Genomic DNA, 13,920 nt, shown 5'->3' with positions numbered 1-13,920 from the left:
CTCGAGCAAATGTGGGGCTGGGCGTATGCTGGGGACGCTATGCCAATCCACATCTTCGAGCCCACCCACTACCACCACACCCTGGGCACCCATCCGCCGGTCTTGCGCATTGCGCCGGGCGATACGGTGCAAACCACCTGCGTGGATGCAGCCGGCCAGGATCGGGATCTGCGGCCGGTCACCCCCCGGGGGAACCCCATGACCGGGCCTTTTTACATCGAGGGCGCCGAGGTGGGCGACACCCTGGTGGTTCGGCTGGAGAAGCTCAGGCCCAACCGCCGCCGCGGGTGGTCGGGGGTGGTGCTGGCCGCCAACGTAGTAGACCCCGAGGACGTGCCCCGGCTGGCCCAAGCCCAGGGGGCGCAGCGCTGGCTGGACTGGGAGGTAGATCTGGAAAAGCAGACCGCCCGGCTCTATTCGCCGGTGAGGGGTCTGGAGGGGCTCGAGCTGCCCCTCGAGCCCATGCTGGGCTGCTTTGGGGTGGCCCCCAGCCGGGGCGAGGCCATCTCCACCGCCACTTCGGGGCCGCACGGGGGCAATATGGACTACCGGGGCTTCAAAGAGGGGGTCACGGTCTATTTTCCGGTAGGGGTGGAGGGGGCTCTGTTCTTCCTGGGCGACGGGCACGCCCTGCAAGGGGATGGTGAAATCGCCGGAACCGGCATTGAAATTTCGATGGACGTGCAATTTTCGGTGGATATCATCAAAGGCCAGGCCATCCGCTGGCCCCGGGGCGAGGACGCGGAGTACATCTTCACCGTGGGCAATGCCCGCCCCCTCGACCAGTGTGTCCAGCACGCCACCAGCGAGATGCTGCGCTGGCTTACCGGCCCCTACGGCCTGGATCTCCAGAGCGCCTCGCAACTGATGGGGCAGTGCGTCCGGTACGATCTGGGCAACATCTTCGACCCGGCCTACACCATGGTCTGCAAGATGCCCAAGAAACTCCTGGAGCGCCTGGGCTCTACTTCGGCATAGTTCGGCGCAGCAAGTCCTGGATAATCTGGTCTACCCGCAGGCCCTCGAACTGGGCCTCCTCGGTCAGGAGCAGCCGGTGGGAGAGGGCCGGCCTGGCCGCGTTGCGCAGATCGTCCCAGTCGAGGTGGGCCCGGCCCGCTAGGTAGGCTAGAGCCTTGGCCAGATGGAGCCAGGCTTTGGCCCCGCGCGGCGAGAGGGCCATGCGCAGGTGCTTTTCTTCGCTAGCGAGCTGGGCGGTGTTGGCGATGGCCTCGAGGGCCGGCTGGCTCACCACCACCTGCCGGGACTGCCGGTGGGCCTCGAGCAAATCCAGCCCCTCGACGGGCTGGGGGGTGGCAGGTTCTTCCGAAAGAATCCGCAGCCAGGTGGCCCGGGGCGGGGCCTGGACGGCAATCTTGGACATAAAGCGGTCGAGCTGGGCCTCGGGCAGGGGGTAGGTACCCTCGAGCTCCAAAGGGTTCTGCGTGGCCAGCACCAGAAAGGGCTCGGGCAGGGCGTAGCGGGTGCCTCCCACCGTCACACCCTGCTCCTGCATGGCCTCCAGCAGCGCCGACTGGGTTTTGGGGGTGGCCCGGTTGATCTCGTCGGCCAGCACCACCTGGGCAAAGATAGGCCCCTGGCGGAAAACAAACCGTCCATCCTCCAGAATCTCGGTGCCGGTCACATCGGCGGGAAGCAGGTCGGGGGTGAACTGAATCCGCCGGTAGGAGAGGCCGCTGGCCTCGGCAAAGGCCCTGGCCAGCAGGGTTTTGCCCAGCCCCGGCAGCCCCTCCAGAAGGGCGTGCCCACCTGCTACGGCGGTTGCCAGCAACTCGCGGATGACCTGCTCCTGTCCAAACAGAACCTGAGCGAGTGCGGTTTGTAAGGCGGTTAAGTGAACTCGAGCGTCGCTCACGGGCCCATACTACCCGCAGCCTGCCGCCCCTATACAGGCCCTAACCCGCAATTGGGCCTGTGGCTTGACCCGGGGAGCCTGGGCGGGCAGAATCGGGCTGTGTGGATTCTGGGCATAGACACCTCCTGCGACGATACCGGGGTGGGCCTGGTGAAGGATGGGGTGGTGGTGGTCAATCTGGTGGCCTCGCAAACCCTCCTGCACCAGCGCTACGGAGGGGTGGTGCCCGAGCTGGCCTCGAGGGAACACACCCAGGTGATTGACGGACTGATGCAGCAAGCCCTGGAGGAGGCCGGTCTGAAGCCCGCCGATCTCGACCTGATTGCGGCTACCCGCGGGCCGGGCCTGATCGGGGCCTTGCTGGTGGGCTATACCTATGCCAAGGGACTGGCCTTTGCCCTGGGCAAGCCCTTTGTGCCGGTGCACCACCTCGAGGGCCACATCTATGCGGCGCTGGCCGAGCACCCCGAGGTCGAACCGCCTTTTCTGGCCCTGGTTGCTTCGGGCGGACACACCCACTTATTTGAGGTTAGAAGCTGGGGTGAGTACAAACTGATAGGAGCAACCCTCGACGATGCGGCAGGGGAGGCCTTCGACAAGTCGGCGCGCCTCCTGGGGCTGGGCTATCCGGGAGGGCCTGAAATTGAAGAACTGGCCAAGCGGGGAGATCCCAGAAAAGTCCCCCTGGGCGTGCCACTCGAGGGTCAGGAAGGCTTCGCGTTCAGTTTTTCGGGTCTAAAAACCGCAGTGGCCAGGGCCATCGAAAAAGGATACCCACCGGCGGATATCGCCGCCAGATTTCAACAGGTTGCTGTAGAGCACCTAGCACAGGTGGTCACCCGGGCTGCTGATTACACCGGACTCACAACCCTTCTGGTAACGGGAGGGGTGGCGCAGAATGCAGCGCTTAGGTTTCAGTTGGAGGCCTCAGGCCTCAGGCTGCTATTCCCTCCCAGGGGCCTCGCCACCGACAATGGGGCCATGATTGCCCTGGCGGCCTGGCGAACGCAGACCCCAAACCCAGGCAACCAATTGGCGCTACCGGCTGCAGCTTATCTACCTCTGAACCCAGCACCCTGAGCCTTACTTCCGCAAGGCCACCAACTCGGTAACGTTTTCACCATCACGGGTTTTCTGGATGCTTCTAACCATTCCCACGTTCTCGGCATACCAAGAAGTGCCCTGGCTTTCAAAATTGAAAGGAATATTGATGGGGCCTGCATTGGCCCGGATTCGGGTGACAAAGTTGGTCTGCAATCTATAGGCGTTAAAACGTCCTGCGGGAGTGGTGACGATTTCCTGTGCTACGACCCGGTAGGTGGTCTCGAGCGTTCCATTGATGTTGAAGCGCACAGGCCCCTGCTGCCCGGTTCCGCGCACCTCGATGACCAATTTCCAGCTATTTCCCACAGCCCAGGTGTCGTAATCCGGCACCGCTACCCCTGTGACCTTGGCGACCTCGAGGTTGTAGTTGATCGGTTGCCCACCAGCCTCGGCCCGGTTGTTGCCACTACCGCCAAAATCCACAGGAAAGATACCTTCCGGCGTGCAGCGATACCTGGATTCCTCTCTGCCGCCTGCGGTCTGGCGTACTTGAATATAGCCACTATCGTTAATATCGGTTTTGCGTATGGAATAGGTGCTGGTGCGCTCTCCAGTGACCCGGTATTGCCACTCCCAGTTGGGGCGGGTAGGCGAAAAAGGTTGATCGCAGAGCTGGGCTAGGGCAGGGCTGCTTAGTAGGAGCAGTGCAGCTACTATTCGATGCATAGTCAAAGTTTATAGAATTACTCCACCGAAAACGTTAGAAATCATACCAGTGGCCTAACGCGGTTTTTATCGCTAGCTCGCCCTCTGGGTGGAGCTATTCAAGCAGATCGTACTATCTTTATTGAGGCCTACGGGTGCCTTATTCGTGAAACCCGCTTTAGAGTAACCCTAAATAGAGCTAAATCCAAGTATTCGACATCCGTCACGCGCCCATATCCCGTACAAATACCCCATTCATTCTCATCTGAACAGGGTACAATCGCGTTTGGTTATGTTGGCCTGGATTAATAAGCTTCTAGATAACAACGAACGTAAGGTGGCCCGCTACTGGAAAGAAGTAGTGGCCCCGGTGAATGCCCTCGAGGACGAGGTCTCGAAGATAGAAGACCTGGCTGCGGAGTACGCCAAACTGCGTGAACAGTATGCAGCAGGCACCGACCTCGACGACTTGCTGCCCCGTGCCTTCGCCCTGACCCGCGAGTCTTCCAAGCGCTTTCTGGGGCTGCGCCACTACGACGTGCAGCTCATTGGCGGGGCGGTTTTGCACGAGGGCAAGATTGCCGAGATGAAGACGGGCGAGGGTAAGACCCTGGTTGCGACCCTGGCCGTTGCGCTCAACGCCATCGCCGGTAAAGGGGTGCACCTGGTCACGGTCAACGACTACCTGGCCCGGCGCGACGCCGAGTGGATGGGGCCCATCTACAAGGGGCTGGGCCTCTCGGTGGGGGTGGTGCAGAACCACTCGAGCCCCGAGGAACGCCGCAAGGCCTACCTCTGTGACGTGACCTACGTGACCAACAGCGAGCTCGGCTTCGACTATCTGCGCGACAACATGGCAGTGGCCCCCGAACAACTGGTACTGCGCCACGACACCCCTTTGCATTACGCCATCATTGATGAGGTGGACTCCATTCTGGTGGACGAGGCCCGTACCCCGCTCATCATCTCCGGCCCGGCCGAGAAGGCCACCGATATGTACTACCGGATGGCCGAGATTGTAAAAAAGCTCGAGCGTGGGGAAAAGCCTCCAGTGGGCACCAAAGGCGAGCCTACCGGTGACTACACCATCGAAGAGAAGCAAAAAGCGGTACACCTAACCCTGCAGGGTATTGCCAAAGCCGAGAAGATGCTGGGAGTCGAGGGCCTGTTCAACACCGAGCACATGGAGCTGGCCCACATGCTGACCCAGGCCATCCGGGCCAAGGAGTTGTATTTCATTGACCGCGAATACATCGTGCAGGAGGGCCAGGTCATCATCGTGGACGAGTTCACGGGCCGCCTCCAGCCGGGCCGCCGCTTTGGCGAGGGGCTGCACCAGGCCATCGAGGCCAAAGAGGGCGTGAAGATCGAGCGCGAGAACCAGACCCTGGCCACCGTGACCTACCAGAACTTCTTCCGCCTCTTCGAGAAAACCGCTGGCATGACCGGCACGGCCAAGACCGAGGAGAAAGAGTTCCAGGAAATCTACGCCATGGATGTGGTGAGCATCCCCACCAACCGCCCGGTGATCCGCCAGGACGCCCCCGACGTGGTCTACCGCTCGGAGAAGGGTAAGTTTTTTGCGGTGGTTGAAGAAATTGCCGAAAAATACGAGAAGGGCCAGCCGGTGCTGGTGGGCACCATCTCGGTGGAGAAGTCCGAGCGGCTCTCGGCCATGCTCAAGGAGGCCCGCCACTACCTGCCCCGCCTCGAGGCCCGCGCCCAGGCCCTGGCCAAGGCCATCGAGAAGCAGAGCGGCCCCGAATGGGATCGCCTGAAGAAGGCCCTCGAGCGCCCCGGTTCCCTGCGCGATAGCGAGCTCGAGGCCCACGAGTCCACCATCCCCCCCAAGGGCAATATCCGCACCGCCTGGAATTACCTGAAAAAGGCCGTGCACACTCTCGAGCTCATCCGCAAGGGCATCCCCCACCAGGTATTGAACGCAAAGTACCACGAAAAAGAATCCGAGATCGTGGCCCAGGCCGGCCGCAGCAAGACCATCACCATCTCCACCAACATGGCCGGGCGCGGCACCGACATCAAGCTGGGGGGTAATGCCGAGTATCTGGCCGCCGACCTTTTGCGCAAAGAGGGCCTCGAGCCGCGCTCGGAATGGCGCATTGAACTCTTCATCAAGAAGCTCGTTCAGGGCGCGGAGGATGAGGCTCTTAAACTTGCTGCCGAGATTGGTGTGCGCCAATCGGTGATTGATGAGATTCGTCGCTTGCGCGATACCTGCGCTGCCGACGAGGTGCGGGTCAAGGAGCTGGGCGGACTGCACATCGTCGGTACCGAGCGCCACGAATCGCGCCGCATTGACAATCAGTTGCGCGGGCGTTCGGGCCGCCAGGGCGACCCCGGCAGCAGCCGCTTCTACGTCTCCTTCGACGACGATCTGATGCGCCTGTTCGCCTCCGAGCGCATCGTGGGAATGCTGGATCGAATGGGCTTCGACGACTCCGAGCCCATCGAGAACCAGATGGTCACCCGCTCCATCGAGCGTGCCCAGAAGCGGGTAGAGGATCGCCACTTCGACACCCGCAAGCAACTGCTGCGACTTGACGAGGTGATGGCCCGTCAACGCGAGGTAGTGTATGCCCAGCGCCGCAACGTGCTCTTGGGCACCGACGAATCGGTACGTGAAGGGGCCCTCAACATGGTGGAGGACACCGTAGATGGCGTAACTTCCAACTACCTCAACCCGCAGCAGCACCCCGAGGACTGGGACATCGAAGGCTTGCGCTCGAGCCTGGTAGACTTCATCCCCCCGCTCAAGGATTTCGACTTCGAAGCATTGCGCAAGCTCAAGGCCGATGAAGGGGTCGAGAAGCTGATTGAAGCGGGACGATCTGCTTACGAGGTTCGTGAAGCCGAACTTAACGCGCAGGGGCCCAACCTGATGCGGGCGGTGGAGCGCTTCGTGACCCTGCAGGTGGTGGACAACGCCTGGAAAGAGCACCTGCACAGCATGGACGTGCTCAAGCAAGGCATCTTCCTGCGCGGCTACGGCCAGCGCGACCCATTCCAGGAGTACAAGCTCGAGGGTACCCGCTTCTTCAACGAGATGATCGCCAGCATCAAGAGCGAGGTCACCAAGTTCCTCTTCCGCCTGCAGGTAGAGGTGAACCAGCAGCCCGCCCCAGCGCCCGTAGCCCAGGGTGTCGAATACAGCGGCGGGGAGGCTGGGCCAGCCCCGCAGGCCAGCCGCGACCCCTTTACCGTGCGTCGCCAGCAAAAGGCGGCCTCGGCCTACTCGGGCCTGAGCCGCGCCGAACGCAGAAGGCTCGAGCGCGAAGAGAAAAGGAAAAATAAAGGCTAGTTTCGGCTTTGAGGACAGGGTGTTGTAAACAGCCCAGCGCAGCCCTGCTCCGGACGTAGCAGACCAGAAATGCTGCGCCACCGGGTAATACCGGTTCCGCTTGAACCCTTTACCTTTGGATGTGATTAAAGGAGAGGGGTTCAAGCCGACCGAGGGGAGTTGGAGTGCGTATAAACCAATCCAGGGTCAGGCTCCCAAGCTGCCCGATGGTTTGAAACCGGCACCGCAAGCGGGCTTTGGGGCGTAAACTAAGGGTTATGCTGTCCCGCCGACGCTTTTTAACCCTGCTGGGATTGGCGGGCCTGGGCGCTGCGGGGGCTCTGGGGCTGGCCGTGGCCCAAACCTACCCGTTTCAAACCAACCGTTATCGGCGGGTTTTGCCGGGTCTGGATCGGCCCTTACGGGTCTTGCAACTAAGCGATTTGCACTACGGCCCCTGGGTTCATGCGGCCTCGGTGCGGGCCTGGGTGAAGGCAGCCAATGCCGAGAACCCCGACCTGGTGGTGATCACTGGAGACCTGATCGAGTCAGGGTTGCGCCTGGAATGGCTCAAGGATGTATACCGGGCTTCCTCACCCGATCTGGAGGTGCTATTGGCCGAACTCGGCAAGCTCAAAGCACCCCTGGGGGTCTACTCGATCTGGGGCAACCACGACAATGGGCTGCCCGAGGTCAAGCGTTTTCTGGGACAGCGATTGCCCAAACAAGGAGTCGAAGTGCTGGCCAACCGGGGGCTGTGGGTGCGGGAAGACCTGTTTCTAAGCGGGGTGGACGACTACTGGGCCGAGGAGGCCAACCCCAAAGTCTCCCTTGTCGGTTATCGGAGGGGCAAAGCCAGTTTGGGCTTGGTTCACAACCCCGATTTCTGGGATTTCTACCAGGGTTTGCCGGTATCTTTGGTATTGAGCGGTCATACCCACGGCGGCCAGGTCTATCTTCCGGGGATCGGCGCCCCCTGGACCCCTTCGTTCTACGGTCAGAGCTATCTGGGGGGTTGGTACAATCCCGGCTATAGCCCTGGTTCGCCGCCGGTTCCGGGGTTTGTATCCCGTGGTTTGGGTATGACCCTGCTGCCCTTGCGCATCAACGCCCCTGCCGAGCTGGTGGTGTTCGATTTTCTACCCGAGGGTTAGAGCACTCTTCAGAATTATTGGGCTAGATGCCAACTCGATGGCTGTGTCCCGCACAGCACAGCGGCCTCCCATCCGGGAGGCCGCGTCTGTGAAGAGTGCGATAGGATAACGGGGTGATTTTTGGATACTCCTTTGTTGTAAAGCACTACCAGCGCCCCCTGCGGGGTTTGCAGATGCCCGTGCGGGTCGCCCACCTCTCCGACCTGCACATTGGCTTTTTTATTCGCCAGGGTTCAGTCCGCCGCTGGGTAGAGGCCACCCTGGCCGAAGAGCCCGACCTCATCGTGATTACCGGCGACCTGACCGACTCGGGGCGGAGGCATCAAGTGCTGCCCAGCCTGACCGAGCTGCAAAAGCTCCAAGCCCCGCTGGGAACCTGGGCGGTGTGGGGCAACCATGACTACCGCTTCAACAACTACCAACCCAAACACCCAGACCGGGTATCTGCTTCCGGGAACCAGGGTGCCAGTCCGCCCAAAGTGCCGATGCTGCCGCCACGTGACCTCGAGGCCTCCCTCAAAGAGCTGGGCATCCATTTTCTTCACAATGCGGGAACTCAACTCAGAACGGATCTTTACCTGGCCGGCGTGGAAGACCTGTGGCACGGAGAGCCCGACGTGGCCAAAGCCTTGGAAGGGCATCGGGATTCCTCGGCCTGCTTGCTGATCTGCCACAACCCGGACTACCTGTACCAGGTGCCCGGCCCGGTTGACCTCACGCTGTGCGGCCACACCCACGGGGGTCAGGTGGTACTGCCCTGGTATGGCCCCACCTTTACCTCCTCGCTGTACGGGCAGAAGTTTGCCGGGGGTTGGGTAGACGACCCGGTGCCGGCTTTTATATCGAGGGGCCTGGGCGTCTCCACTGCGCCTTTGCGGGTGGCCTGCCCTGCCGAGCTGGTGATTCATGACTTTGTTCCGCTCGAGCGCTAGTATAAATGGCATGCCAAGCAGTGCTGGATGGGTCTGGGTAGGCGTTCTGCTCGCGGGGCTGTGGGGGTTTGCCGTGGTGCTCTACCCAGGCCTGCCGGAGCGCATCCCTGGGCATTTTGGCCTGGATGGCAGCGTAACCCGCTGGGTCAGCCGCTCAGGGTTCTGGTGGCTTCCAGCAGTGGCCACGGGCTTGGCCTTGCTGGTATTCGGCCTCACGCGGCTGGCCTTTCGCTATCCAGAAATTTTGAACCTTCCGCAAAAAGAGCTGTTTTTGTCGCTCCCAGAGCACCTGAAGCATAAGGTAACGCGTGGGCTGGACTTACATCTGGCTCTGCTGACGGGCTACATTTGCGCCTTGTTTAGCTATCTCCAGTGGGGCACTTATCTAGTTGCGCTGGGAGCAGCTAAAGGCCTGGGCTGGGAGATATGGCTGTTTTTTGCGGTACTTCCTTTGCTGATAGGTTGGATGATCTGGGACACAAACCGCCGGCTGCGGCAAATTCAGCGCACCTTATAGCCGATGCCCTCCAGAATCTGGCGGGCCTGCTCGCGCTCTTCGGGGGTGGCAAAGCCCATGCGAATGGCCCCGCCTTCGTCGCGGATAGCCAATACCTCGAAGTTTTTGATGTTGACCCCGGCATTGCCCAAAGCGGTGGAGACCGCGGCGATTTGTCCTGGCCTGTCGGGAACTTGCACCACCAGTTCGTTCATAACCGGCAACAAGCTGCGTTTGACGATGGGCAGCGAATCGCGGGTGCGCTTGGCGTCTTGGGCGACCTCGAGCAGGTTTTCTGGTGCATCGAGCAGATTTTCCAACTCCAACATCACAGAACGTAAGTCTTCGACGGCCAGGCGTAGGGCTTTTTTGTTGGCCACTACCATGTCGCGGCTCATACGGGGCGAGCCCGAGGCTACCCGGGTCAGGTCGCGGAAGCCCCCAGCCGCCAAGAACATCAGCAAGTCTTGATGGGGGTCTTGGGCCACCAGCCGGTTTAGGCCCACGGCCAGCAAGTAAGGCAGGTGGGAGACGCGGGCCACCAACCGATCATGAAGCTCGGGGGAGATTTCCAGAGGGTAAGCCCCCAGATTCTGCACCAACTCACGCAGGGTTGCCAGTGCAGGGGCAGGGGTGCTAGGGGTTGGAGTGATGACCCAGACTGCATTTTGCAGCAATCCAGCATGGGCGGCCTCGACACCGGCTTTCTCGCTTCCCGCCATGGGGTGCGAACCCACAAAATTGGGTAAGAACCCTGTCAAGGCCTCTACCACCGGTAGTTTTACGCTGCCCACATCGGTCCAGAGGGTGTGGGGGCTGGAAAAACCCGCCAACTTTTGGCCCTCGCTCACCAAAACCCCCATGGGAGCCGCCAGTACGCCTAGATCGAGCTCACCAATCCAACTTCCCAACGAAGTGTGTACCTTGTCCACTACTTGTAGCGCAAGGGCATCTTCCAGTGCTTGTGGATCGGGGTCGTAGGCGTGAATTTCCTCGGCCAGAAAGCGTTCGCGCAGCCCCAGGGCCACACTGCCACCCAGGAGACCAATGCCAAAAATGCCTACTTTGCGGAAAAGGGGTTTCATCATAGCAGCGTATGAGAGGATGGCAAGCAGTCTTGCTGGCTCTCCGAAGGAGCTTATAACAGCTTTGGGTCAGGTGGATAGTTTTCAGGGCTCTTCGCAGAAGACTCACCAGTCAAATTAACCAGCGCGAATCGGTGTAATCGCCAGCGTGCAGCGGGAAATACATACCAGCCGCCCCTGCTCATCGCGAATTTCAATGCTCCAAACCGCTGTGGTGCGGCCCGAGTGAAGGGGGGTTCCGGTAGCCGTGACTTTGCCAGATTGCATGGAGCGCAGATGGTTGGCATTGATTTCCAGCCCGAAACTGGTGTAGCCCTCGGGGGCGGCCAGATACGCGCCAATGCTGGCTACCGTCTCGGCCAGCGCCACCGAGGCACCGCCGTGCAAATAGCCAAAAGGCTGGTGAACCTTGGGGGTCACGTCCAGTTCGGCCACCACCCTTTGTGGGCTGGCCTCGAGCAAACGGATGCCCAGGGTTTGCATGAGTGTTTCGCGCTCGGGCTGAAGGGGGTCAATCTTCTGCATGGCTCTAGCCTAAATAGCGCGACCCCACCCTTTCAAGGGCGCCCAAAATCTGCTACACTTTAGAACTGCCTGGGGGCGTTCCGGTTTCGACAGGGACTCTTGAAGGCAGTACGGCGTGTCGAGGTTGCCCATGGCCTCGTAAAAATGGGCAAAGCCATAACTGGCAACGTTCGTAGCAACAGCTACGCTCTCGCTGCTTAAGTCAGCGACGTTCTTCAGAAGCCCAGCCGATGGCGTGCTGAACGAACGACCTAAAGTCGGCTAGCTCGAGGCAAGGCCCCGTAGCCAAGAGCGAAGTCCCCTACGGAGCTTGGTTTAGGCCCGCTGTTGGTGGCGAAAGCCTAAACGACAACCAAACGCCAACTACACACGTAGAAGTCTGCCGGATGATTCTTTGGACGCGAGTTCGACTCTCGCCGCCTCCACCAGATGCCGCCTGGAAAACCCCAGGTGGCTTTTTTTGTTGTGGGGCCTCAGATCTGGGGCGTTCCTTGCATTTGTCTAACCTCAAAAGCCCAATAATAAAACTGTGCTGTTCTGGTTGCGAGGGTTGACCATTGCTTTGCTGCTGCTCGCATTCTGGGGGCCCAGTCTTCCTTTGCAGCCAGTCCAGACAGTGGTGCTGCTCGATCAGAGCCCTTCGGTCAGGGAGGCGGTTTGGAGGGTCGCGCCCCAGATTCAGTTACCAGGAGCCGCATACGTGGCCTTCGCCAGCGGGGCTACCCAGGTGGCCAGTGCAACGGCCCGGCGTCTGGATTTGGGGGAGGGCACCCGTTTGACGGAAGCCCTGAAAAAGGCCCAGGAACTGCGACCCGACCAAATTGTGCTGGTATCAGATGGCTTGTTTCAGGATCAGGCCAAGCCCATCGGAGTTCCCATCTACGGCCTCTACCAACCTCCCAGCCCCAACCTCTCGCTTTCTCTGGCGGCACCGGCGCTTCCTGCCAAGGGCCAGACCATCGAGGTGCGTGCCATCCTGGAGTCTACCGCCAACGTACGGGCCAGGCTGACTGTGAGCGGGCCCGGCGGATCGCTGGAGCGGGAACTGCAGGTTCAGCCGGGCCGGAGCAGCGTGGGCTATCGCTTTCGCCTGGATGGCCCCAGCACGGTTACGGCACGGGTGGAGAGCCCCTTGGGCAGTGAACAGGCCCGTCTGGAGTTGAGCCCTGCCGATACCACTCGAGTATGGGTGCTGGGCGACCCGGCCCTGGCCCGCTACCTGCAAGCCCAGGGTTTTTTGGTGGAGGAGCGGCGGGACATTACCCTCCCAATTCGGGCCGAGGTGGTGGCCCTGGGGGTTGGGGCACGGGATCTCTCGGCGGCCGAACTCGATGCGCTGCATAGCTTTCTGAACCAGGGGGGAAGCCTGTTGTGGACGGCGACCCCCAGCGGGTTGTTCTTTGGCGGTTGGGAGCGCACCAGCCTGGCCGAAAGCCTGCCGGTGGAGCCGGTGGAGGAGCCCGGTGGGGTGGGGATGGTGCTGGTGCTGGACGTGTCGGGCAGCATGCTGGAAGCCGACAAACTGGGGCTGGCGGTGGTGGGTTCGCTCGAGCTGATCCGCTCGGCCCGCCCCCAGGACTACATCGGGGTGGTGGTTTTCTCCGACCGTCCGCGCTGGTTGTTCCGGCCCCGGCCCATGACCGAGCAAGGACGCAAAGAGGCCGAGAGCCTGTTGTTGTCTACTTCGGCGGGAGGGGGCACCATGATCCGCCGGGCCTACCTCGAGGCCCTCGATGCCCTAGAGCAAGTCCCCACCGATTCTAAGCAGGTCATTGCCCTGACCGATGGGCTGGCCGCCGATGTAACCCCCGACCTGTTCGATGCGGCCCGCGACGCCAGCCCCAAGATCAAAACCAGCACTGTGGCCATCGGCGCCGATGCCGACCGCCAGTTCCTGCGCGAGCTGGCCAATGCAGGCGGGGGCAGCTTCTGGGATGTGCCCAGCCCACAGGACCTGCCCCGGTTTTTCCTCGAGGAGGCCCAGCGGGCTTTCAAGCGAGAAGCCCTCGAGGGGAGCTTTCCGGTCTCGGTGCGCCCACACCCCATCACCCGAAATACCAGCCCCCCTGCCCTTACGGTTATCCTGCCCGTCAAAACCAAACCCTGGGCACAGACCCTGCTCAGCTCCGGCGAGGGAACCGTGTTGGCGGTAGGAGAGAGCGGAAGGGGCCGGGTTGCAGCACTGGCCACCGATCTTTCGCGCTCGTGGCAGGGCTGGCCGGGCACTCCGGCCCTCATGGCACAGTTGCTGCGCTGGCTTTCGCAGACCCCCGCACGACCCAGGGTAGAGGCCGTACGGGAGCCGGATTCTGTACGGGTGCTCCTGGAAGGCCAGTTCGAACGGCCCAGTCTGCGTACCGCAGGCCAGGAACAGCCCTTTGCCCCTACCGGGCCCCTTCGTTTTGAGGCTCAACTGCCACCAGAAGCTGTGGGTCAAGCCGTGGTGTTCGAGAACCAGGAGCCCCGATTGCGCCTGCAACTGCCAACCCAGCCCGAGTGGCGCATTGAAGATGGCCGGGCCAATTTGCAGCGGTTGTCCGAGATGAGCGGTGGCCGCCTTCTGGCCGATGTCGCCGAACTGCAAAGCCTGGCGGGACGCAAAGCCTTCAGCCTGCAATGGCCCCTGATTGCGCTGGCGCTCGCGTTATTTTTGCTGGAGCGCTACCTCGAGCGAAGACGAGGCCACCCCAACGTGTGAAGTACTGCTCAGCAGTCCACCCTGCTGCTCGCGCCTGCGGCCTCGAGCGAAGACGAGGCCACCCCAACGTGTGAAGTACTGCTCAGCAGTCCACCCTGCTGCTCGCGCCT

The 13,920-nt window shown here is 61.6% G+C and carries 11 protein-coding genes and 1 other RNA gene; 8 read left to right on the top strand and 4 right to left on the bottom strand.

The window, feature by feature from the left end; translation table 11 throughout:
• Window positions 1–39: 39 nt before the first annotated feature.
• Window positions 40–978, top strand: a complete 939-nt coding sequence (locus WKI89_RS01710; protein WP_337867489.1) for an acetamidase/formamidase family protein — start codon at window positions 40–42, stop codon at window positions 976–978.
• Here the strand turns inward: WKI89_RS01710 and WKI89_RS01705 are convergent.
• Complete coding sequence (locus tag WKI89_RS01705; RefSeq protein ID WP_337867488.1) at window positions 965–1,873, bottom strand: AAA family ATPase; 909 nt, start codon at window positions 1,871–1,873, stop codon at window positions 965–967. The two genes, WKI89_RS01710 and WKI89_RS01705, sit on opposite strands and share 14 nt — an antisense overlap.
• A gap of 99 nt (window positions 1,874–1,972) precedes the next feature.
• Between WKI89_RS01705 and tsaD the strand changes: the two genes are divergently transcribed.
• Window positions 1,973–2,953, top strand: a complete 981-nt coding sequence (gene tsaD / locus WKI89_RS01700) for a tRNA (adenosine(37)-N6)-threonylcarbamoyltransferase complex transferase subunit TsaD (RefSeq protein ID WP_337867487.1) — start codon at window positions 1,973–1,975, stop codon at window positions 2,951–2,953.
• A gap of 3 nt (window positions 2,954–2,956) precedes the next feature.
• Here tsaD and WKI89_RS01695 read toward each other — a convergent pair whose 3' ends face one another.
• Window positions 2,957–3,643: a hypothetical protein gene (locus tag WKI89_RS01695; RefSeq protein ID WP_337867486.1), complete on the bottom strand. Its 687-nt coding sequence runs from the start codon at window positions 3,641–3,643 to the stop codon at window positions 2,957–2,959.
• A gap of 271 nt (window positions 3,644–3,914) precedes the next feature.
• On the opposite strand from WKI89_RS01695, the gene secA reads away from it, so the two are divergent.
• From secA to WKI89_RS01675, 4 genes are all read left to right on the top strand, one after another.
• On the top strand, window positions 3,915–6,941 hold the full coding sequence (secA, locus tag WKI89_RS01690; RefSeq protein ID WP_337867485.1) for a preprotein translocase subunit SecA: 3,027 nt from the start codon (window positions 3,915–3,917) through the stop codon (window positions 6,939–6,941).
• A gap of 257 nt (window positions 6,942–7,198) precedes the next feature.
• Window positions 7,199–8,074: a metallophosphoesterase gene (locus WKI89_RS01685; RefSeq protein WP_337867484.1), complete on the top strand. Its 876-nt coding sequence runs from the start codon at window positions 7,199–7,201 to the stop codon at window positions 8,072–8,074.
• Between the two features lie 113 nt (window positions 8,075–8,187).
• Entirely contained in the window at window positions 8,188–9,006 is an 819-nt protein-coding gene (locus WKI89_RS01680; RefSeq protein WP_337867483.1) for a metallophosphoesterase, read from the top strand.
• A gap of 10 nt (window positions 9,007–9,016) precedes the next feature.
• Window positions 9,017–9,523, top strand: coding sequence for a DUF1648 domain-containing protein (locus WKI89_RS01675; protein ID WP_337867482.1), 507 nt, complete (start codon window positions 9,017–9,019; stop codon window positions 9,521–9,523).
• On the opposite strand, the gene WKI89_RS01670 is transcribed toward WKI89_RS01675, so the two are convergent.
• Both WKI89_RS01670 and WKI89_RS01665 read right to left on the bottom strand, forming a co-directional pair.
• Window positions 9,508–10,587, bottom strand: coding sequence for a prephenate dehydrogenase/arogenate dehydrogenase family protein (locus WKI89_RS01670; RefSeq protein ID WP_337867614.1), 1,080 nt, complete (start codon window positions 10,585–10,587; stop codon window positions 9,508–9,510). The genes WKI89_RS01675 and WKI89_RS01670 overlap by 16 nt on opposite strands.
• A 117-nt stretch (window positions 10,588–10,704) precedes the next feature.
• Window positions 10,705–11,112, bottom strand: coding sequence for a hotdog fold thioesterase (locus WKI89_RS01665; protein WP_337867481.1), 408 nt, complete (start codon window positions 11,110–11,112; stop codon window positions 10,705–10,707).
• A 71-nt stretch (window positions 11,113–11,183) separates the two neighbouring features.
• Here WKI89_RS01665 and ssrA point away from each other — a divergent pair.
• Together ssrA and WKI89_RS01655 are read left to right on the top strand one after the other, a co-directional pair.
• Window positions 11,184–11,540: a transfer-messenger RNA gene (gene ssrA, locus WKI89_RS01660) on the top strand.
• A gap of 104 nt (window positions 11,541–11,644) precedes the next feature.
• Window positions 11,645–13,810 (top strand): VWA domain-containing protein, encoded by a 2,166-nt coding sequence (locus tag WKI89_RS01655; protein WP_337867613.1) that lies wholly within the window; start codon window positions 11,645–11,647, stop codon window positions 13,808–13,810.
• Window positions 13,811–13,920 lie beyond the last annotated feature (110 nt).

The sequence above is a fragment of the Meiothermus sp. genome (assembly GCF_037443965.1).
In the GTDB taxonomy this organism is placed as follows: domain Bacteria; phylum Deinococcota; class Deinococci; order Deinococcales; family Thermaceae; genus Meiothermus.
This window is presented reverse-complemented; position numbering and strand designations above follow the sequence as displayed.